This is a genomic window from Streptomyces sp. NPDC007157, assembly GCF_040634235.1.
Lineage (GTDB): Bacteria > Actinomycetota > Actinomycetes > Streptomycetales > Streptomycetaceae > Streptomyces.
The window spans coordinates 165,898-185,867 of record NZ_JBEYFE010000014.1 but is presented as its reverse complement, the minus strand read 5'-3'; the positions used below and the strand labels follow the sequence as shown (position 1 = coordinate 185,867).

The following is a 19,970-nucleotide window of genomic DNA, read 5'->3' as shown; positions in this document are numbered from 1 at the left end:
TCATGGCACGGGACTTCTACGAGGTTCTGGGCGTGTCGCGGAGCGCGAGCCAGGACGAGATCCAGCAGGCGTATCGCAAGCTCGCCCGCAGGTACCACCCCGACGTCAACAAGGACCCCGAGGCGGAGGAGCGTTTCAAGGACCTCAACGAGGCACACAGCGTCCTGTCCGATCCCAGAACCCGGGCCCGCTACGACCGCTTCGGCGAGGACTTCCGCAAGATCCCCGAGGACTTCGACGAACGGGTCGCGGCCGGAGCGGGCGGCGGCTTCCGCGGTCGGAGGACCGCGGGCGGGGGCGGTCCTCGCGTCCGGTACACCACCGGCTTCGGCGACGACTTCGGCGCGGAGGGCATTGACATCGAGGACCTGCTCGGCTCCATGTTCGGAGCCGGCGCCGCCCCGGGCGGCGTCCCCGGAGCGGACCAGGAGGCCGAGCTGCCGCTCACCGTCGAGGAGGCGTACCGGGGCGGCCGTCGTACCGTCACGCTCGCCGGTCCCACCGGGCAGCCGCGGCGGTACGAGGTCGACGTGCCGCCGGGCGTCACCGACGGGCAGCGCATCCGGCTGGCGGGCGAGGGCGGCCGGGGCCGTGGTGACGCCGCCGCGGGCGACCTGTACCTGCGGGTGCGTATCCAGCCCCATCCCCGGTTCCGGCTGGACGGCCACGACGTGCACGTCCAGGTCCCGGTCGCCCCCTGGGAGGCGGCCCTGGGCGCGACCGTGCCGGTGCCCACCCCCGGCGGCGGCACGGCCAAGGTCACGGTGCCCGCGGGCTCGTCCAGCGGCCGGCGGCTGCGGCTGCGCGGCGAGGGCATGCCGAACCCGCGCGGCGCGAACGGCGACCTGTACGCCGAACTCCGCATCATGGTGCCGCCCACCCTCGGCGACCGGGAGCGCGAACTGTTCGAGGAGCTCGCCGCCACTTCCTCGTTCGACCCCAGGAGGACGCGATGAACGACCGACCCGCGGGAGCGGCAGGCATCGGCTGGGCCGGCGGGGGCGCCCGTCCGGTACGAACGGGCGCCGACATCACCGCCTCGACGGCTGTCCGGTACGCGCTCGTGCCCGCCCCCAGGCTCTCCCTCGACACCGTGGCCCGTCGCTCGGGCCTCCACCCCGATCTGATCCGCCGGTTCGTCGCCCTCGGCCTGGTCGACGCCGAACGCGACGCCGCGGGGCACCTGGTGTTCGACCCCACGGCCCCGGCGGTTCTCGCCCGCATCCAGCGGCTGCGCACCGGACTCTGCCTCAACTACGCATCCATCGGCCTGGTGCTCGACCTGCTCGACCGCATCAGCCTGCTCGAAGCCGCCCTGCGCGGCCGCGGCACGAGGAGTGAAACACCCCCATGGACATGAACCGTCTCACCCAGAAGTCCCAGGAAGCCCTCCAGGAGGCCCAGACCGCGGCCGTCGGCATGGGGCACACCGAGGTCGACGGGGAACACCTGCTGCTCGCACTTCTCGATCAGGAGGACGGTCTGATCCCACGGTTGCTGCAACAGGCCGGCACCGAGCCGAAGCAACTGCGCGCGGCCGTGCGCGAGGAACTCTCCCGCCGCCCGAAGGTCACCGGCCCCGGCGCGGCACCCGGCCAGGTCTTCGTCACCCAGCGCCTCACCCGCCTGCTCGGCGCCGCCGAACGGGAGGCCGGACGCCTCAAGGACGAGTACGTGTCCGTGGAGCACCTCCTGCTCGCCCTGGCCGAGGAGAGCTCTTCGACCGCCGCCGGACGCCTGCTCAACCAGGCCGGCATCACCAGGGACTCGTTCCTGAGCGCGCTCACCCAGGTCCGCGGCAACCAGCGCGTCACCTCCGCCAACCCCGAAGTGGCCTACGAGGCTCTGGAGAAGTACGGCCGCGACCTGGTCCTCGAGGCTCGGTCCGGGCGGCTGGACCCGGTCATCGGCCGTGACGCGGAGATCCGCCGCGTCACCCAGATCCTCAGCCGCAAGACCAAGAACAACCCCGTCCTCATCGGCGACCCCGGCGTCGGCAAGACCGCCATCGTCGAGGGCCTGGCCCAGCGCATCGTTCGCGGCGACGTCCCCGAGGGCCTGCGCGACAAGACGGTGTTCGCCCTCGACATGGGCTCCCTGGTCGCGGGCGCCAAGTACCGCGGCGAGTTCGAGGAACGCCTCAAGGCCGTGCTGTCCGAGGTGAAGGCCGCCCAGGGGCGCATCCTGCTCTTCGTCGACGAACTCCACACCGTCGTAGGAGCGGGCGCTGCCGAAGGGGCCATGGACGCGGGCAACATGCTCAAGCCGATGCTCGCCCGCGGCGAACTCCACATGATCGGCGCCACCACCCTCGACGAGTACCGCAAGCACATCGAGAAGGACGCCGCCCTCGAACGCCGGTTCCAGCAGGTCCTGGTCGACGAGCCGAGCGTGGAGGACACCATCTCCATCCTGCGCGGACTGCGCGAACGCCTGGAGGTGTTCCACGGCGTGAAGATCCAGGACACCGCGCTGGTCTCGGCGGCCACCCTCAGCCACCGCTACATCACCGACCGGTTCCTGCCCGACAAGGCCATCGACCTCGTCGACGAGGCGTGCGCGCGGTTGCGTACCGAGATCGACTCGATGCCCGCCGAACTCGACGAGATCACCCGCCGCGTCACCCGCCTGGAGATCGAGGACGCGGCCCTGTCCAAGGAGACCGACCCCGCCAGCAAAACCCGCCTGGAGGAGCTGCGCAGGGAACTGGCCGACCTGCGCGGCGAGGCCGACGCCAAACGCGCCCAGTGGGAGGCCGAACGGCAGGCGATCCGCCGCGTGCAGGAACTGCGCCAGGAACTGGAGCAGGTCCGCCACGACGCAGAGGAGGCCGAACGCGCCTACGACCTCAACCGCGCCGCCGAACTCCGCTACGGCCGTCTCCAGGACCTGGAGCGCCGACTCGCCGCGGAAGAGGAGCAACTGGCCGCCAAACAAGGGCAGAACCGGCTGCTGCGCGAGGTCGTCACCGAGGAGGAGATCGCCGAGATCGTCGCCGCCTGGACCGGCATCCCCGTCGCCCGCCTCCAGGAGGGCGAACGCGAGAAGCTGCTGCGCCTCGACGAGATCCTGCGCGAGCGCGTCATCGGCCAGGACGAAGCCGTCAAGCTCGTCGCCGACGCCGTCATCCGCGCGCGCTCCGGCATCCGCGACCCTCGCCGCCCCATCGGCTCGTTCATCTTCCTCGGCCCCACCGGCGTCGGGAAGACCGAGCTGGCCAAGACCCTCGCCCGGACCCTGTTCGACTCCGAGGAGAACATGGTCCGCCTCGACATGAGTGAGTACCAGGAGCGGCACACCGTCAGCCGGCTCATGGGCGCACCGCCCGGATACGTCGGCTACGAGGAAGGCGGCCAGCTCACCGAGGCCGTACGCCGCAAGCCGTACTCGGTCGTGCTGTTCGACGAGATCGAGAAGGCGCACACCGATGTCTTCAACACCCTGCTGCAGATCCTCGATGACGGCCGCATCACCGATGCGCAGGGCCGCACCGTCGACTTCCGCAACACCGTGATCATCATGACGTCCAACATCGGCTCCGAGCACCTCCTCGACGGCGCCACCGCCGAAGGTGAGATCAAGCCCGACGCCCGCGCCCTGGTGATGGGCGAGCTGCGCGGGCACTTCCGCCCGGAGTTCCTCAACCGCGTCGACGACATCGTGCTGTTCAAACCGCTCGGCGAGCGGCAGATCGAGCGGATCGTGGAGCTGCAGTTCGACGAACTGCGGCAGCGGCTCGCCGAACGCCGCATCACCGTCGAACTCACCGACGCCGCCCGGGAAGCGATCGCCCACCAGGGCTACGACCCGGTGTACGGGGCCCGGCCACTGCGCCGCTACATCTCCCACGAGGTCGAGACGCTGGTCGGACGCGCCCTGCTACGCGGGGACGTCCAGGACGGCGCGACGGTCCGCGTCGACGCCGAACACGGAGAGCTGGTGGTCACCTACGACCAGCCCGAGGACGTGAAGGGAGCGCGGGCGGCATGAGCACGATGCAGGCGACGACCGTCAGTTGTCCCAACTGCGGGCGCACCAACCGGGTGCCCGTGGCCGCGGAGGGCCGCCCCAAGTGCGGCCACTGCAAGCAGCCCCTACCGTGGATGGTGGACGCGGGCGACGACGACTTCACCGAGGTCGCCGAGCGCGCCGACGTCCCCGTCGTGGTCGACCTGTGGGCCACCTGGTGCGGCCCCTGCCGCATGGTCAGCCCCGCGCTGGAGAAGGTCGCCACCGATCTCGCCGGCCGCATCAAACTCGTCAAGGTCGACGTCGACAAGAACCCGCGGCTGTCGCGGCGTTTCGAGGTCCGGGCAGTACCGACACTGCTCGTCCTCGACCAAGGCGAGACGGTCGCCCGACAGGCGGGGGCGGCGCCCGCCCCCGCTCTGCGCCAGTGGGTGGAACAGTCGATCACGGCCCGGGAAGGGTGATCCGGATGACCCTGCACGCAGACCCTCACCTCGCGCTTGTCCGGCCGGTCCGGCCGCTCACCCCAGAAGGGTGTCAGGAGTGTCTGCTGCTCGGCTCCCCGTGGGTCCACCTGAGGCTCTGCCTGACCTGCGGTCACGTCGGCTGCTGTGACTCCTCGCCGAACAAGCACGCGCGTAGGCACGCAGCTGACGTCGCCCATCCGATCGTGCAGTCGTTCCAGCCCGGCGAGGAATGGCGCTGGTGCTACGTTCACGAGGCGTTCGTCTGATGTCCGGCGACCAGCCGCTGCCGGGCGGAGAACCGGTACCGGAGGAAGCGGACGAGGCCGTCTCCTGGGAGACCCCGGACGTCTACGGCGCGTATCCGCGCCTCACGGAGGACCAGACAGCACGTCTGGCGGAACACGGGCAACGCCGGAGCATGGCGCCGAACGACGTGCTGATCCAGGAGGGGGAGCGCTGCGAGACGTTCTTCGTCGTCCTCAGCGGTACCGTCGCCGTCGTCGAGGACTACGGCACTCCCGAGGAGCGCGTGCTGCGCGTGCACGGCCCCGGTCGCTTCATCGGCGAACTCGGGCTGCTGTACGGACAGGTGGCCTTCTACACCGCGGTCGCCAGGGAGCCGGGCGAGGTCCTCGTCGTCTCCTTGGACCAGTTGCGCCACCTGGTGTCCCAGGACTCCACCATCGGGGACGTCGTGCTGCGCGCCTGTCTGGGCCGTCGCGCGCTGCTCGTCGGACAGGGCGCCGGCTTCCGTATCATCGGCTCGCGCTACTCGCCCGACACCAGGCGGCTGCGCGAGTTCGCCATCCGCAACCGGCTGCCGCACCGCTGGATCGACCTGGAGACCGACGAGGAGGCCGAGGACCTGCTGCGCCGCTTCGGCGTCGGCCCGGAGGAGACACCGCTCGTCATCTGGCGGGACACCACCCTGTTGCGCAACCCCAGCAACGCGGAACTGGCCCGGCTCATCGGCCTGCCGTCACTGCCCGCCGGAAACCGTCACGGCGACGTCCTCATCGTCGGCTCCGGACCCGCCGGCCTCGCTGCCGCGGTGTACGCCGCCTCCGAGGGCCTGAGCACCACGGTGGTGGAGGCGATGGCCACCGGCGGCCAGGCCGGCACGTCGTCCCGCATCGAGAATCTGCTCGGCTTCCCCGCCGGCATCTCAGGCGCCGAACTCACCGAACGCGCCGTGCTCCAGGCCGACAAGTTCGGCGCCAGGATCAGCATTCCGGTGGAGGCGACCGGTCTCCTTCCCAAGGACGAGGACCACTACGTGGTGGCGTTCGCCGACGGCAGCGAGATCGCCGCCCGCGCCGTCGTCCTGGCCACGGGTGCCCGCTACCGCCGGCTCCAGGTGCCCGGCATCGAACGCCTGGAGGGAACGAGCGTCCACTACTCGGCGACCGTCTACGAGGCCCAGCAGTGCCGCACCGACCCGGTGGCCGTCGTCGGCGGAGGCAACTCGGCGGGCCAGGCGGTGCTGTTCCTCGCCGGGCACGCGCCGAAGGTGCACCTGCTGGTCCGAGGACCCAGCCTCGAGGCCGGCATGTCCCGCTACCTGGTCGACCAGGTCGAGCGCCATCCGAGGGTGGAGGTCATGCTGCACACCGAGGTCACCGAGGTCATCGGCCAGGAGGTGCTGGAGGAACTCGACGTGGTCGACAACCGCACGGGCGGCCACCGCCGACTCGCGGTACGGGGCCTGTTCGTCTTCACCGGCGCCGACCCCCACACCGAGTGGCTCGCCGGCGTCATCGCCCTCGACTCCCGCGGCTTCGTCCTCACCGGCCCGGAGGCCCAGGAAGCCTGCGCCCACCCCGAGGTGTGGCACGGCCGCGGGCGCTCGTGCATGACCCTGGAGACCAGCCTGCCCGGGGTCTTCGCGGTAGGGGACGTCCGCAGCGGCTCGGTGAAGCGGGTGGCCTCGGCGGCCGGTGAGGGCGCGATGGCAATCCACTTCGTGCACCGGCACCTGGGGCACTCGGCCGCACCCGGCACCACGGCCACGTCCGCTGCCGCGGGTGGCTCGGACGTCTCCCCACGCATACGGCACAAGGAGTCCGCATGGCTCGCATGACGAATGGCGGGCGACGAGATCACGAGAAGGAAGAAGGAGGCGATGGCCACGCCCGTCCGGCGCCACCGCGGTGGCGGTCTGCAGGAAAGGCCCGTCCGGGCACCCACCCCTCTCAGTCCCCTGGTCGAGTTCGACGAACTGCTCAACCAGATCACCGGAGAGATCAAGGAGCGGGAACGCAAGGGCGTCCTGCGCCGCAGCACCCGCCGCGTCGGAGCCTTCGAGTACCGCTTGCGGCTGCCCGGAGAGTTGGACACCCACAAGATCAAGGCTGAGATGCAGGACAGGGTGCTCGGCATCACCGTCCTGAAGGAATGCGAAACTCGAATTCGGGACGGTCCCACGGCACGGCGGGCGGGTTCGCGAACGCGGTCCCGGTCCGCACCGCACCAACGCGGTGGTAGAAGTCCTCGGCGGGAACATGCGACACGACCTTGACACGGTCGAGCCCGGCGGCACGGGCCTCGGACTCCATGTGCGCGACGAGCAGCCGTCCAATACCCCGTCCTTGCGCTTCGTCGGCGACGAACAGCAGGTCGAGCTCCGGTGGAGCGAGGACGAGCGAGTAGAACCCGAGGACCCGGCCTCCGTGCTCGTCGGCGCCGACGGCCACAAAGGCGCGGTGGGCCTCGATGTAATCAGGACCGACCCGGTAGCCCGCCACCGCGGATGCGTACTTACCCTCGTAGGCGCCTGAGCCACGCACGAGCCGCGTGAGCCGTTTGGCATCCTGCGCGACGGCCCTCCGAATCGTGATCGGCCGGCTGATCGGGGAAGTGCGTGAACTCATCGGGAGAGTATTGCGCACCGGGGAGTGCCTTCGTGCGGCGGGTCGGCCGCTCGCGCAGGCGTTCCTGCACCGCTCCCGGGAACCGCTCGCCCAGGCCCCGATCGGCCACGTCACTGCCGCCGAATCGGCCGCCCGCCAGCAGCAACCGGACGCCCGAACCGATGCGGAGGAGCTGGAGCCACGCCCTCACCGTGCCCGGAGCCCGGGACACCGGCCTGGAGTGGGACAGCTGGGCCTGCAAAACCCGGGCTCGAGGTTCGGTTGACGATCCAGGCCGGTGTCGCCCGCCAACCCGTATGGATCTTCTCCGGTCGGATTCCCGGGCTGACCGTCCTGCCGTGCCAGGCGTGGTCGATGGCGGGCAAGCGTCTTGGCCTGATTCGACCCGGATTCGACCCGCCGCCATTGAATCGACATAAGCGAACCAAAAGGCCATATATCGCAAATCATTGATCATGAATCAACACCGGTCGACAGCCCAAGCTCAAGCCAAGCCTGCGGCCACCCTTGCCGGTGGGCATTGATGCCACGTCCCGCATCAAGCCTCTCACCAGGCACTTTCCGGCTGGTCTTCCGTGACACGGAAGTCTCCTTGCGCGCCCCCGAAGCCCGTCCCGACGATGTCGCCACCACCCAACGACGGGAGCCGCAGCCATGCCGCACATCACCGCGTTCGCCAGGAACCAGTGGTACAGCTAGCGCATCTTTCTGACCTGCGCTCATGTGGGGGCGATGAGGCTGTGACCTGCTAGGACGGGTTGCAAAGACGTACAGAGGCAGTCAGAGAAAACCCCTCTGATTCGACCCCGGTTCGACCCGGGTCGCTCAGAGGCAGTCAGAGGCATCGGCCTCCCCAACTGCCCTTTGAGCGACCTGCGTTGACCGGTACGGATCCAGGGTGGCGACTCTGACAGGCCTCTCGGTCGTCTCCGGTCGAGCCGCGATGGGGACGCCTGCCTCCGACCGGTGCCGGAGCGCACGAAAGCCCCCAGGACGGCAATCCTGGAGGCTTCGCTGGCACCGATTGGAGGTCGGTTCCGGACACCACCGCTGGTTCTAGCGGGCCTTGGTGGCGTCCATGTCCTTGGGACGACCCCAGAATGCCACACCCCACAACCCACCCGCACTACTCCCCGTCGGCCTCACGTCCGGATTTTTCCCCACCAGAGGCAACCACAGACAGCCACACCACGCTGCAGGGACTCGCCTGCCTCCCCAAGCCCGCCGCCGACCTGGTCCTGCTCGGCGACCTCACCGGCCGCTACGCCACCGGCAGTTACAGCAGGCTCGGTCCCGACGGCCGCACGGTGACTCTGCGCGGCGACCGCCAGGGCATATCGGAGCACGGTCACCGGATCACCGCGGCAATCGCCTGCCACGTGGCCCGCGCCGGCGGAAGCGTCGAGCAGCTGACCCGGCTGCTGCTGCACCCCGACCACGAGGGCGGCCGCCACGCCCAGCACATCGCCTTGCGCTCTGGGCAGGCGCGTGCGCTGGGCTACATCCACAGGGTATGGGCCAGTGCTGTGCAGACCGTGAGCACCAGCATGGTGCTCGGTTCCCGGGATCACGCCTACGAGGTGCTGGCAGCCCTGCGGGACCGCATCGAGACCACACCGTGGCGCGGCGAGCAGGCAAGGACCGCGCTGCGGGTCCTTCGAGCACATCTGAACTTCGCCGAGACCGCCGGCGGCCCGCTGCACCACGCCAGCGAGCGGCAAGCCGCCGAGGAGGCCGGGATCTCCCGAACGGCCCTGCGGGCCGTCTACGAGACGATCCTCAGGCCCCAGGGCTGGCTGAGGCGTCTGCGGGTGGGACACGGCCGGGAGGGCTCCACCTGGTACCTGGCCCTGGGTAGTTCCCACCGGCGCGTGGGCACCGCTGTGCTGTCCCGTTCCCGTACCACTCGGTTCCCCCCCGACCCGGCACTTGAGGAGTGGACCACCCCTGAGACCGGTACGGCACCGGACATCGACTCCACCGTCCTCGCCCGCCTCATGGGCCACGACGCCTTCGCCCACCACGGCCTCGGCAGCGCCGCCCTCGTGATCATCAGCGCCCTCCACGCCCGGCCCGCGCAGACCATCGCTGATCTGATCGCCAGTTCCTCCGTCTCCCGCGCCACCACCTACCGCACCCTGCGCCGCCTGGCCCACCACGGTCTCGTCCACCACCACGGCGAAACCTGGACCCTCGCTCCCCACGCGCTGCAAGGCCTCGGACGCTTCCCGCGCAGCACTCAGCCACCCTTGGACATGCAGCCGGCCCGGGGCTGGGATGAGATCGCCCTACGGAGCGGCACAGCAGGAACCGCAGCACGACGCAAGGCCCTGCACGCAGCCGAACGTGCCCTCTACCAAAAGGCGTTGGAGCGCCTGGCCGAGCACCGTAGCCGTGCCCTGGTGATCGTCCATAACGGCCGCCCAGTCCTGGTTCCCGCAGTGCGTCCGGACGAGGTCCCGGCTGCCTGGCAAGCCGCTGACGGACGCGTCCTCGATCCGGCGACCGGCCGGGCTGCTGACGGCTGGCGGATGGCGACGGACGGCCGACTGATCCTCATCACCCCCGCCGACCAGCGCACCTACGACGAACTGGCCGCAGCCCACACCCAAGCCCTCAGCGAATGGGAGTCCACCGCATGAACCCGCCTTCCCCACCGACCGAACCCGACGGCGAACCACCCCGTCCTCAGGGGCTGCGTGAACAGTACGAGGCCGGTGCCACGGTCCAGGAACTCGTGGACGCCAGCGGCCTGCCCTACGGCACGCTGCTGAACCGGCTGCACGAGGCCGGGACGGTGATGCGGACATCGTGGCAGACCCGGAGACTGCGCGAGGGTCCGCAGGCCCGCGCTCGTCTGGCGGCCCGACTGCGTGTCCTGTACGAGAAGCACGGAGCGACCCTCGACGAACTGGCCCGCAAAGCGGGCAAGTCGAAACCCGCCACACGACGCCTTCTGATCGAGGCCGGTGCAGCGGTACGCACCACGCGGCAAACACGCGCAATCCGCTCCGCGCCGTCGAAGGCCAAGCGGCAGAAGCTCGCGCTCTGGCTGCGCAAACAGTACGAGGCCGACAAGTCGGTACCGGAACTCGCGAAAGCATGCAACTTCTCCGTCGCCACGGTCTACCGGCTCCTGCGCGAGGCCGGGACCCCGATGCGACCGCAGCACCGTCACGGCCCCGCCCGCCAGCCGAGGAAACAGCCGTGAACGCCAGCCGCGAGGCCGCAGGCACGCTCAGACAGCCCATCCACCCCGCGCACCGGTGCCATCCCAGACGGAGGTGCCTGGCCCGGGCACCCCCGCGATCAGCCTGAGGCCCAGCCCGTCCCGGATGGTCGGCGCCTGCCACCCCAGCACCAGCACACACCCCGTTTCTACTCTGGAGATCAAGCACACGTGAACGAGAACACCCGCCACAAGACCCTGGCCGCAGCCACCACGAGCGCGTGGGACGCCTTCGTCATCGTCGTCGGCATGCTCAAAGGCGGCACCGGCAAGACCACCTCCGCCTGGTTCATCGCCCTCTACCACGCCGTCGTCCTCGACCTGCCCACCCTGCTCCTGGACGCCGACGCCACCAGCCAGTCCGCCTACGACTGGTTCAAGGTCGCCCAGGCCGCCGGCTTCGAGATCCCGGCCAACCTGGTTGTCGAGCGGTACCCGTTCGACGACATCGCCGAATACATCCGCGCCAAGCGCGCCGAGTTCGGCGCGATCGTCGTCGACGCCGGCGGCGGCAGCGCCCGCATCTTCCACGAGGCGGTCACCGAGGCGAACCTGCTACTCGTCCCGGTCGCCCCCACCAAGATCGAACGCCGCAAACTCGTCGCCACCTTCGACGAAGCCGAACGCGCCGCCGCCCGCAACGAACACGGCGTCACCGCCCACGTCGTCATGGTCAAGGCCGACGACCGCACCAGCCTCCCCAGCCGGGCAAAGGAGCAGCTACTCGACCCCGCCCAGGGCGAGGGCATCGGCCCCGACCGCGACGAGGCCTTCCCGCTCGCCGACACCACCATCCACTCCTGGGTCCACTACATGGAGGCCTTCGGCGAGATCCCCACCGAACTGAGCGAGTACGCCAACCTGATGAAGGAGCTGACCCAGGCATGACCGACAAGAACGAGAAGCTGAAGCCCCCTGCCCGCCGCACCGGCCGCACCCTCGGCGGCGGGACCAAGAAGGCGGCCCCGCTGCCACCTCCCCCAACCGCCGAACTCACCCCCGAGCAGTACGCCGCCGAACAGGCCCACACCCAGGCAACGGCCCAAGCGTCGGGGGACACGCTCCCGGCGGACTCCGCCGTCGAGCGCACGCCAGTCAGGGCCGATGCGGTACCGGGGGTCGCAGCGGCGAGCATTGGGCTGGGTACCGCACACACGGCTGTTGCGGATCCCCCAAACGGTGCCGCCCAGGAGGCCGTCTGGGGCCAGTCGTCTCAAGCGACTGGTACCCCGTCCGATCCGGGCCCGGTCACAGTTGAAGCATCGGTGACACCCGCCCATGAGGATGGCGAGCAGCCCGCGGTGCAGGGGTCTCCCGCCGCCGAAGTGCCCGGTGCGCGTCCAGCCGCAGAGGTAGCGGTCCGCCCGGCGACGTCTCCGGCGGCAACAGGTACGGCCTTCCCCGTGCAGGGTGCTGAGCTGACACCTGGGCACAGCTACGGAACTCGATCGAGCGAAGCACCCAGCGAGGGCGCGCCGTGGGCCAAGGGCCCCGGCCGCCCGGGAGACATCCCCGACGTGGCCGTTCTTCTGAATCAGCGCGTCATCGCCAGGGAAAGTCTCGACTCGTCCGTGCCGGCCGCGCTGAAGCTCAAGCGGCGGATCAAGCGCTTCGCCCTGGACAACGAACTCGACCACCTGCCCATCGGCGACATCGTCGCCGTCGCGATGGACGAGTGGCTGACCACCCGAGGCTTCTGACCACCCCACGCCCCACCACCCACGCCACCGGGTGGGCGCGGCCCAGCGAGACCGCGCCCACCCGGCCGACTATTCCAATAGCCCAATAGTCGACTAGGCGGACCACTATTCGACTAGTCGCCGCAACCCGGAGCACCACGATGCCCGACCACACCCACCACATTCGCCTGCTACGCGACCTCGCCGCCATCCTCGAAGCCCAGTCTGAAACCACCGACGATCCCCGCATCCCCCACCCCGACACACAAGCAATCCTCAGCACACGCCACACCAGCCGCGGGCAACTCAACTACGCCGTACCCGAGGCCCTTCAACTCCAACGCCGCATCCGCCGCTACAACGCCGACAGCGGCATCCCCCACGGCGACATCGTCGCCCTCGCCCTCGACACCTTCCTCCGCGCCAAGGGATACCCACCAGAGCCAGCTTCGACCACTGCCTAACTCCCCGCCGACAAACCATGCCGGAGTCCGGTCGCAGCGTCGTGACGGCGTCGCGGATCAGAAGCTGTACGCCCCGCCGCCGCCGACTACAAGCGGCGGCACGCGGTTGAGTGCGGCATCACTCGCCACCAACGAGTGGCTGCGGCCTGCGCTTTCAGGCCCTAGGGGGCCTACTCCAGGCCTTGATGCCGTCGCTCTGCCTCCTGGTCCTCCCGCCGGGCGTCAGCTTCGTACGACTCCGCAAGCCCTTTGAGCAGCTTCCTCATTCGCGGCCACGCGCGTGCGCGTTCGGCCCGCTCGCGGAAGGACCGGGCCAGCTCCGACTCAGCCAGTGCGGCCCGAGGGGCCCCTCATGCCGCCGTTAGCGCCGCCAGGGCGCGGTCCATCGCGTCGTTGAATTCTTCCGGCGTCAGCGGCAGACGGGACTTGACGTCCCGACTCCACTGGTCGGCGAGGACCTCGGCGGAGCCCGCCTCGACACCGTCGAGCGCCGCGTCGGCCAGGTCCGACGGAGCGATCTTGTCCACGGGCCAGCCCGCGGCCATGTCGGTGTCGGCCAGGCCGAGGTGTACCGCTGTGACGAGCGTGCCCTGCTCGGCGAGCTCCAGGCGGACGCCGTTGGTCATGGCCCAGGCGGCGGCCTTGGTCAGGTGGTAGGCATTGGCGCCCTTGCCCCCGAACCACGACATGGCGGAGAGGACGTTGACGATCGCGCCCCCGCCGTTCCTGGCGAGCGCCGGCGCGAACTCCCGGATCATTCCCAGGTGGCCGAACATGTTGGTCTCCAGCTCGTGCCGCACCGCGTCCAGCGAACCGGTCACCAGGTCGGCCCCCGTCTGGATCCCCGCGTTGTTGATGAGTAGCGAGACGTCCGGGGCGGCCTCGGCGGCGGCCCTCACGGATGCGGGATCGGTGACGTCGAGGGGCAGCGCCTCGACCCCGGGCAGGTCCACGGTCTCCGGTCGGCGGGCCGTCGCGTAGACCTTGCGGGCGCCCCGTTCGAGCAGGCGCTGGGCGAAGGCGCGGCCCAGGCCGCGGTTGGCTCCGGTGACAAGGGCAACTGAGTTATTGATGTCCATGCCCGGTACGCTAAAACCTGACGTTGACGTCAGAGGCAAGTGCTGGTCGTCAGGACCGGGGTGAGAGGAATCACCATGACCGTCACGCAGGCCGCGGCCGAGCGGCTGATCCGCATCGGCGAGGTGGCGCGGGGTGCCGGCGTCTCGGTACGCGCCGTGCGCTACTACGAGCAGCAGGGGCTGCTCATCGCGGAGCGCAGCCCCTCCGGCCAGCGCCTCTACCGGCAGGACGCCGTCCCCCTGGTGCGCTTCTTCCAGCAGATGTTCGCCGCCGGCCTGACCAGCCGAAGGATCACGGAACTCCTTCCGTGCTGGGACTCCGGGCACACCGACGCCGAGCAACGAGCCATGCTGCGCGCCGAGCGGGACCGCATCCAGGCCAAGGTCGACGACATGCAGGCTGCCCTGGACCGCCTCGACGAGGTCATCGCGATCACGGACACGCACCCGTAGGCGCGGTCGGTCGGACGGCGCACCAGCGATCTACGGCTGGAGTACTAGTGTCCTGCGCCTGAAATTCCTAGGTAGTTCCGGCTGAGTTGCGGACGGCCAACATGCCTGGCCGACGACCGAAGTTGGGCCGCCAGGACGAGGCGGATCTACCGACGGATTACTGGCGCGGGACACTAGGGTGACTCGTTGATCCCCGCATTCTGACACCGAAGCCCGACAATCGCGCCCAAACCGAGGACGCTTTAGTGATCCAGGAGAGCGCACGGGGCCCACAGCCTTCGAAGTCGCCAAGTCGTCCTCTTCAGACCGTGTGTCCTACGCGGTGAGGCGATCTAGGGCTCAAGGCTGAGTCAGCGACATTGAGCAGCGACTGAGTTCGGAGGTGGACGAGGGCTCGCAGAGCCGTGGATCGGTGAAGGTCCTGCTCCAGCCGGTGAAAGCCTCGTTGGAGGCGATCGCGATACTGCTTGCTGACCTGTCACCAGGTGGGCGGACCCTAACGCGGCCACGTCGACTTCGTGCACAACGTCGTTTGTACGACAGTCCACGGCACCGCGCTCGCCGTCTCAACGTCCCGGGACGACACGCCACGCATCTGGGACCTCAGAACACAGCAGTTCGTCGGGGTCGTGGCTGGCCCCGGCCTCAAAGTGGCCGGCCTGACTCCGAAGGCGACCTGCTGACCGCGATGGGAGTCGACCTGGCCCTGTACCGTCGCAAGAAGTGGGTGGAGGTTCCTTCGTCCTAGCCTAGAACCAGGACCCGGCGCGGGCCCATCCCCGGCCGAGCCAAGCAGCGCCGAGCACCCGGCGTCCGTCTCGCCAGGCGAGGTCTGCCACCTTCTACTCCGCGAGACCCGCGCGATCCAGCGCTTCAACGCCGGCGCGCAGGGCCGCGAGCCGCTCGTCGAGGGTGGTGCCGGCCGGGGAGAGGGTGAGCGTGGTCACGCCGACCGCCGCGTAGGCCCGCATGCGGTCGGAGATGCGCTCCACGGAACCCAGCAGGGTGGTGGAGTCGATGAGCCGGCGCGGGATCGCGGCTGCCGCGCCGTCCTTGTCGCCGGACAGGTATTTGTCCTGGATCTCGGCGGCTTCCTTCTCGTAGCCCATGCGCTGCGCGAGCCGGTTGTAGAAGTTCTGTTTGCGGCTGCCCATGCCGCCGACGTACAGCGCGGTGTACGGGCGGAAGAGGTCGGCCAGCGCGTCCACGTCCTCGCCGAGGGCGATGGGCACGGTCGGGCAGACGTCGAAGTCCTCCATGGTCTTGCCGGCCCTCTCGCGACCCGCCCGGATGTGCCGGAGCGCGGTGTCCTCCAGGTGCTCGGCGGAGGGGAAGATCAGCAGGGCGCCGTCGGCGATCTCGCCGGTCTGATCCAGGTTCTTCGGACCGATGGCCGCTATGTAGAGCGGGATGTGTTCGCGCACGGGGTGGACGGTCAGCTTGAGCGCCTTGCCGGGGCCGCCGGGCAGGGGCAGCGTCCAGTGCTCGCCCTCGTACGTCAGCGGCTCGCGCGTCATCGCCTTGCGGACGATCTCCACGTACTCACGGGTGCGGGCGAGCGGCTTGTCGAACTTGACGCCGTACCAGCCCTCGGAAACCTGCGGGCCGGAGAGGCCCAGGCCGAGGCGGAAGCGGCCGCCCGAAAGGGAGTCGAGGGTGGCGGCGGTCATAGCGGTCATGGCGGGCGTTCGGGCCGGGATCTGGAAGATGGCCGAGCCGACGTCGATGCGCTCCGTCCGGGACGCCACCCACGCGAGCACGGTGGGCGCGTCCGAGCCGTAGGCCTCCGCCGCCCAGCACACCGCGTAACCGAGCTGGTCCGCCTCCTTGGCGACAGCGAGGTTGTCCGAGTCCATCCCGGCGCCCCAGTAGCCGAGGTTGATCCCGAGTCGCATATCGCTCCCCTCACCCATGGGAATTTCGTCGTCGTTCCCCCGGAGCATGTCGACCCGGGGGCGGCGTCTGTCAGGTCCATCACTCGTGACCAAGGACCGCGGGTGACCATTGACCTCAGCCGTCATGGAGCCAAGGCACCTTGGCCGCGCGGGACGCGTGTGTCCCGGCTCGGGCTCGCCACGCTGACCTGGGCGCGGCACCGGCGAACGCGATGCCGCGGACCAGCTCAGGACTTTCCGGAAGGCCGGCGGCAGGCTCGCGGAGACGGCCGCCAGGTACGGGGACGGCGGGGTCGAGTGCCTGCTCGCCGAGGACCTCGTGCCGCGCTCCGACCCGGTGATCGCTGCTTCTTCCATGGGAGCACCCCAGGGCTGCGGCGGCAACCGCGCTCACGGTGCGCAAGTGAAGGGCAGGGTGGGATGCCGCCTGCGCTGACGCAAAGACGGCACCAGCACCGACCCGCCCTCCCACACGCTGCCTGGAGTCCTGCCGGTTCGCCACTGGACCGCGCCCCGCGCCGCCACGAGTGTCGACGCCGATCGGAGAGGTCCTCCCCACAGGCACCACATTGCCGCTGGAGACAACCCGCGAAGGGCACGCAGACGGGTGACGCGCCGAAACGCCGTAGCACAGACCCGGGGACCACTGCGCGTCTGGTGGCGGAGTACGGGTTCACCGGCAACTATCGGCGCGTGAGGCGCACTTGCGGCAGGCCCGGACCAGGAGCGCACGGCAGAGCCCGAAAAGCTGGCGGGCCTGCAGCCCAGCCCGTCCGATCAAGACGGCCATCCGCCGCAGACGCCGTCCCGGCACGAAGAGGAGCCCGGTCCTCCTGCCCGCGCCTCAAGATCCGTGAGGAGCTCGCCGGTGGTGGGCTCAGCCGTGGCGCCGCCGCCGCGGCTGTCTCCGATGCCATCCACCACGGAGCGAAGGACTCGTACCAGGGGACCTGGTTCTGGCCTGGATCCCGCAGTTGTACGAGTCGGCGCCCGGGTTTGAACCACGGTGGCTCGCGCCACGGCGGTCCTCGTCTCGCCCCGGAGCAGTCGGTCCCCCTGGGTCAGCTTGAACGAGTTGGTCCCTCCGCAACAGGACGGCTGGTGCTCCAAGAATCGATCGCTGACGTCGCGGAGTCTTGGTGCCTCCGGAATCCGACATTGAGCAGGACGCCGGGGACCCTTCGTCAGGAAGTGCGGCAAGCTCACTCTCACAGGTGAACGACAACCAAGGCGATGTCGTCACTGGCACCTTTGCTGACGCGGAGGTGAGTCAGGAGAGTGTCGGCGACGTGTTCCGGATCGAGCCCGATGCACCTTTCCACGAGGGTGTCCATCAGCCGGTGCATGCCGGTGTCGATGTCCTCGTCGCGGCGCTCGATCAGGCCGTCGGTGTAGAGCACAAGGGTGGAGTCGCGGCTGTACTCGATGCCAGCCTGAGGGCGGGGGACGTGTCGGGGGCGAGCGCCCAGTGGCGGGTCGGTGGCCTGGTCCAGCAACGTGCAGTGACCATCCGGGTGCAGCAGGGCCGGAGGGGGATGGCCGGCGCTGCTGTAGATGATCAGTTGGGAGCGCGTGTCGATCAGCACGGAGACGACCGTGGTGGCCAAGGCCCCGTCGATCGAGCGTGCGTAGAGGCCCAGGAGCTCCAGAGCCTGGGCGGGCCCGGCCACGGCCCGGCTGGCGGCGGACAGCGCGCTGCGCAGCCTGCCCATGACGGTCGCGGCCTCCAAGCCGTGGCCGACCACGTCCCCGACCGCCACCGCGAAGCGGCCGTCGGACAGGTCAACGGCGTCGTACCAGTCGCCGCACACATTCAAGGAGTCGACCGCGGGCAGGTAGCGCACCGCGACATCCCGGTGCCGGGACAGGTCGGGTGAGCGGAGCATTGCCTCCTGCAGCTTGAGGGCGACCCGTCGCTGGCGGGCGTGGGCCCGGCGCAGCTCTTCGTTCAGGCGCTGCACCTTCCGGGTGCGTTCGTACAGCTCAGCCTCCATCTGCAGCGTACGGTCGGGCTTGTTGCGGACGTGCCTTTCACGGGCGTAGGCGGTCACATCCTCCACCCGGAGGAGAATCCACCTCACCTGCCCCTCCGGCCCCAAAACCGGCGTGTTGGTCGTGGACCACCAGCGCTCCTCGAACACCCCGGGTCGGCCCGCGGCGGGGACGTCGTACTTCAGCAGCGCCATCGTCTCCGGCTCCCGGGTGGAGAGCACCCGCTCCAGCGACGCCGCCACCAGGTGGCGCATCTGATCTGTGTCGGGGTCTGCAGGGTTTACCGCGATGGCGTCGAAGAAGGGCTGTCCGACCAGATCATCGCGGGTGCGCCCGCTTGCCTGGCAGAACGCCCTGTTCGCGGCGACGATCACCAGGTCCGGGAGAAGCACCAGGCATGGGCTGGGGGTGGCAGCGAAGAGCGCATCGTAGTCGACCTCTGCTGTGGCCGCACGCACCGCGTCAGTCGCCGAACTGCCACCCACCCACTCACTGTATGAGCGCCATAAGTGCTTCGCCAACGACACGTCCCACCGTCGCCCGAGCGCCACCACATGCCGACAACCGCTGACGGCTCGGCCGTCGGCCATTTTGTGGCGGCGCGAGGCATCGGCACTCCGGCGGCAGCGAGTAGCGGTGCTGCTTCAGGCCGTAGGACCGCCCCCTCCCGTCCGCGCGATCACACTGCGACGGCCTCGCCCATTTCCTCCTCGGCGTCCGCCTCCGCCAGGGGGACGGGCGCCGGGGCAGGGTTGGTACGCCGCTCGGCCACCGCGGCCGCGACCACCAGCAGCAGGCCCGCGACGAGCCAGAGCGCCAGGGAGAGGATCCGGCCGCCCAGTTTCGCCGAGTCGAAGTAGAGCAGGCTGCGGGCGCCCTCGACGAAGCCGGCGCCGTCCCAGAAGGCATGCAGCGCGCCGAAGAAGCCGCCCTGCAGCTCCGGCTCGAAAATGCCGCCGGAGGTGGTGAAGTTGAGCATGATGAACAGCGCCATGAGGACCAGCAACGTCAAGCGTTTGAGGAACGTGTGCAGACCGATGCCGATGGTCAGGATCCCTGCCGTGTACATCAGGGACATGCCCCATATGCCCCACTGGTCGTGGTCGACGATGTTGAAGCACGGACCCGCCAGTATCGCCCCGATGGTGCTCACCGCCAGGGCCGCGACGATGCCGAGGGAGGCCCGGGTCCACACGCTGAGTGCGGCACCGGCCGCGGCGATGACAGCGGCCCCCTGAACGGCACCGATGCTCAGGGCGACCAGCAGGAAGAACAGGTTTTCGTTGGTGCGGTCACCGTCGGCCATGTGGGACAAGTCGGTGACCTGCAACGGGGCGCCCTGTTTGGCGGCCACCTTGGTGAAGACCTCCTCGGCCGCGGTGACGGAGGTGCCGGAGTTGGCCTCGGCGACCAGCAGCTCGGGGTGCTTGGCACTCGGGACATACGCGCCGACCAGATCCCGGTCCATGATCTGTTGCCGGGCCACGGCTTGGTGGGGCACGGTGATGACGTCCAGCGCGTCCCCGGCCTTGCTCTTCAGCGCCTGTGCCAGCAGCTGGTTGCGTGCCGATGTGCCGACTACGGCGACCTTCATCCCGTGCATGTGGTCCTGCGGCGCGTGGAAGGCGCCGAGGTAGGACAGGCCCATGCCAAGACACATCACCAGCGGGGTGAGCAGGTGGAGTACCACGTGGCGGACGGTGTGGCGCGGGCTGGGCGGGTTGTCCACCGCATGGCGGACGGTGCGCTGATGACGCATGGAGGTCGTTCCCTTGCAGGCAGAGGTCGTTGTTCGTTCGACGGCCGAAGTGGTCGGTGAGGGGCCGGCCGCGTCCGTGGGACTGCCCGGAGACGGTCGGCCATGCCGACGGCT

Annotated in this window: 17 protein-coding genes and 3 pseudogenes; 15 read left to right on the top strand and 5 right to left on the bottom strand. The window is 69.7% G+C overall.

From position 1 onward, the window contains the following. The first annotated feature begins 2 nt into the window (after nt 1-2). The 7 genes and pseudogenes from ABZ642_RS25575 to ABZ642_RS25545 all read left to right on the top strand — a co-directional run. A complete protein-coding gene (locus ABZ642_RS25575) occupies nt 3-956 on the top strand; it encodes a J domain-containing protein (protein WP_360488434.1) in 954 nt (317 codons plus the stop codon). Further along, nucleotides 953-1,360: a chaperone modulator CbpM gene (locus tag ABZ642_RS25570; protein WP_360488431.1), complete on the top strand. Its 408-nt coding sequence runs from the start codon at nt 953-955 to the stop codon at nt 1,358-1,360. Before ABZ642_RS25575 ends, ABZ642_RS25570 begins: the two co-directional genes overlap by 4 nt. Continuing rightward, nucleotides 1,351-3,990: an ATP-dependent chaperone ClpB gene (gene clpB / locus ABZ642_RS25565; protein WP_360488428.1), complete on the top strand. Its 2,640-nt coding sequence runs from the start codon at nt 1,351-1,353 to the stop codon at nt 3,988-3,990. Before ABZ642_RS25570 ends, clpB begins: the two co-directional genes overlap by 10 nt. Continuing rightward, on the top strand, nt 3,987-4,433 hold the full coding sequence (gene trxA / locus ABZ642_RS25560) for a thioredoxin (protein ID WP_360488425.1): 447 nt from the start codon (nt 3,987-3,989) through the stop codon (nt 4,431-4,433). The genes clpB and trxA overlap by 4 nt, the downstream gene beginning before the upstream one ends. Before the next feature lie 5 nt (nt 4,434-4,438). Further along, nucleotides 4,439-4,702 (top strand): UBP-type zinc finger domain-containing protein, encoded by a 264-nt coding sequence (locus ABZ642_RS25555; protein WP_360488422.1) that lies wholly within the window; start codon nt 4,439-4,441, stop codon nt 4,700-4,702. Continuing rightward, nucleotides 4,702-6,516 (top strand): FAD-dependent oxidoreductase, encoded by a 1,815-nt coding sequence (locus ABZ642_RS25550; protein ID WP_360488419.1) that lies wholly within the window; start codon nt 4,702-4,704, stop codon nt 6,514-6,516. The genes ABZ642_RS25555 and ABZ642_RS25550 overlap by 1 nt, the downstream gene beginning before the upstream one ends. A 3-nt stretch (nt 6,517-6,519) precedes the next feature. Continuing rightward, nucleotides 6,520-6,777: pseudogene (locus ABZ642_RS25545) on the top strand (hypothetical protein); the annotation flags it as partial. Between the two features lie 37 nt (nt 6,778-6,814). On the opposite strand, the gene ABZ642_RS25540 reads toward ABZ642_RS25545, so the two are convergent. After that, nucleotides 6,815-7,306 (bottom strand): GNAT family N-acetyltransferase, encoded by a 492-nt coding sequence (locus tag ABZ642_RS25540; protein WP_360488416.1) that lies wholly within the window; start codon nt 7,304-7,306, stop codon nt 6,815-6,817. A gap of 161 nt (nt 7,307-7,467) precedes the next feature. Here ABZ642_RS25540 and ABZ642_RS25535 point away from each other — a divergent pair. The 6 genes and pseudogenes from ABZ642_RS25535 to ABZ642_RS25510 form a co-directional block, all read left to right on the top strand. Then, nucleotides 7,468-7,687: pseudogene (locus tag ABZ642_RS25535) on the top strand (DNA cytosine methyltransferase); the annotation flags it as partial. A 719-nt stretch (nt 7,688-8,406) separates the two neighbouring features. Next, nucleotides 8,407-9,948, top strand: coding sequence for a MarR family winged helix-turn-helix transcriptional regulator (locus ABZ642_RS25530; RefSeq protein ID WP_360488413.1), 1,542 nt, complete (start codon nt 8,407-8,409; stop codon nt 9,946-9,948). Next, nucleotides 9,945-10,517, top strand: coding sequence for a helix-turn-helix domain containing protein (locus tag ABZ642_RS25525; protein WP_360488410.1), 573 nt, complete (start codon nt 9,945-9,947; stop codon nt 10,515-10,517). The genes ABZ642_RS25530 and ABZ642_RS25525 overlap by 4 nt, the downstream gene beginning before the upstream one ends. A 189-nt stretch (nt 10,518-10,706) precedes the next feature. Further along, nucleotides 10,707-11,423, top strand: coding sequence for a ParA family protein (locus tag ABZ642_RS25520; RefSeq protein ID WP_360488407.1), 717 nt, complete (start codon nt 10,707-10,709; stop codon nt 11,421-11,423). After that, nucleotides 11,420-12,235: a hypothetical protein gene (locus ABZ642_RS25515; RefSeq protein ID WP_360488404.1), complete on the top strand. Its 816-nt coding sequence runs from the start codon at nt 11,420-11,422 to the stop codon at nt 12,233-12,235. Before ABZ642_RS25520 ends, ABZ642_RS25515 begins: the two co-directional genes overlap by 4 nt. A gap of 140 nt (nt 12,236-12,375) precedes the next feature. Then, a complete protein-coding gene (locus ABZ642_RS25510; RefSeq protein ID WP_360488401.1) occupies nt 12,376-12,678 on the top strand; it encodes a hypothetical protein in 303 nt (100 codons plus the stop codon). A 350-nt stretch (nt 12,679-13,028) separates the two neighbouring features. Here ABZ642_RS25510 and ABZ642_RS25505 read toward each other — a convergent pair whose 3' ends face one another. Beyond that, nucleotides 13,029-13,757 carry an SDR family oxidoreductase gene (locus ABZ642_RS25505; protein ID WP_360488398.1) on the bottom strand — a complete coding sequence of 243 codons (729 nt, stop codon included), beginning with the start codon at nt 13,755-13,757 and terminating at the stop codon, nt 13,029-13,031. Nucleotides 13,758-13,832: 75 nt separating this feature from the next. Between ABZ642_RS25505 and ABZ642_RS25500 the strand changes: the two genes are divergently transcribed. Beyond that, entirely contained in the window at nt 13,833-14,210 is a 378-nt protein-coding gene (locus ABZ642_RS25500) for a MerR family transcriptional regulator (RefSeq protein ID WP_360488395.1), read from the top strand. 842 nt (nt 14,211-15,052) lie between these two features. Here ABZ642_RS25500 and ABZ642_RS25495 read toward each other — a convergent pair. Next, nucleotides 15,053-16,105 (bottom strand): LLM class F420-dependent oxidoreductase, encoded by a 1,053-nt coding sequence (locus ABZ642_RS25495; RefSeq protein ID WP_360488393.1) that lies wholly within the window; start codon nt 16,103-16,105, stop codon nt 15,053-15,055. Between the two features lie 124 nt (nt 16,106-16,229). Between ABZ642_RS25495 and ABZ642_RS25490 the strand changes: the two are divergent. After that, nucleotides 16,230-16,451, top strand: a pseudogene (locus ABZ642_RS25490) (aldo/keto reductase); the annotation flags it as partial. An 862-nt stretch (nt 16,452-17,313) separates the two neighbouring features. Here the strand turns inward: ABZ642_RS25490 and ABZ642_RS25485 are convergent. Continuing rightward, the gene (locus ABZ642_RS25485; RefSeq protein ID WP_360488390.1) at nt 17,314-18,582 is read right to left on the bottom strand and encodes a SpoIIE family protein phosphatase; all 1,269 of its coding nucleotides are present in this window, start codon (nt 18,580-18,582) and stop codon (nt 17,314-17,316) included. Nucleotides 18,583-18,776: 194 nt separating this feature from the next. Then, nucleotides 18,777-19,856, bottom strand: coding sequence for a hypothetical protein (locus ABZ642_RS25480; protein ID WP_360488388.1), 1,080 nt, complete (start codon nt 19,854-19,856; stop codon nt 18,777-18,779). Between the last annotated feature and the right edge of the window lie 114 nt (nt 19,857-19,970).

Coding starts and splice junctions, on each gene's coding strand:
- ABZ642_RS25575 (WP_360488434.1), top strand. CDS start 3: ATGGCACGGGACTTCTACGAGGTTCTGGGCGTGTCGCGGAGCGCGAGC.
- ABZ642_RS25570 (WP_360488431.1), top strand. CDS start 953: ATGAACGACCGACCCGCGGGAGCGGCAGGCATCGGCTGGGCCGGCGGG.
- clpB (WP_360488428.1), top strand. CDS start 1,351: ATGGACATGAACCGTCTCACCCAGAAGTCCCAGGAAGCCCTCCAGGAG.
- trxA (WP_360488425.1), top strand. CDS start 3,987: ATGAGCACGATGCAGGCGACGACCGTCAGTTGTCCCAACTGCGGGCGC.
- ABZ642_RS25555 (WP_360488422.1), top strand. CDS start 4,439: ATGACCCTGCACGCAGACCCTCACCTCGCGCTTGTCCGGCCGGTCCGG.
- ABZ642_RS25550 (WP_360488419.1), top strand. CDS start 4,702: ATGTCCGGCGACCAGCCGCTGCCGGGCGGAGAACCGGTACCGGAGGAA.
- ABZ642_RS25540 (WP_360488416.1), bottom strand. CDS start 7,306: ATGAGTTCACGCACTTCCCCGATCAGCCGGCCGATCACGATTCGGAGG.
- ABZ642_RS25530 (WP_360488413.1), top strand. CDS start 8,407: ATGCCACACCCCACAACCCACCCGCACTACTCCCCGTCGGCCTCACGT.
- ABZ642_RS25525 (WP_360488410.1), top strand. CDS start 9,945: ATGAACCCGCCTTCCCCACCGACCGAACCCGACGGCGAACCACCCCGT.
- ABZ642_RS25515 (WP_360488404.1), top strand. CDS start 11,420: ATGACCGACAAGAACGAGAAGCTGAAGCCCCCTGCCCGCCGCACCGGC.
- ABZ642_RS25510 (WP_360488401.1), top strand. CDS start 12,376: ATGCCCGACCACACCCACCACATTCGCCTGCTACGCGACCTCGCCGCC.
- ABZ642_RS25505 (WP_360488398.1), bottom strand. CDS start 13,757: ATGGACATCAATAACTCAGTTGCCCTTGTCACCGGAGCCAACCGCGGC.
- ABZ642_RS25500 (WP_360488395.1), top strand. CDS start 13,833: ATGACCGTCACGCAGGCCGCGGCCGAGCGGCTGATCCGCATCGGCGAG.
- ABZ642_RS25495 (WP_360488393.1), bottom strand. CDS start 16,105: ATGCGACTCGGGATCAACCTCGGCTACTGGGGCGCCGGGATGGACTCG.
- ABZ642_RS25480 (WP_360488388.1), bottom strand. CDS start 19,856: ATGCGTCATCAGCGCACCGTCCGCCATGCGGTGGACAACCCGCCCAGC.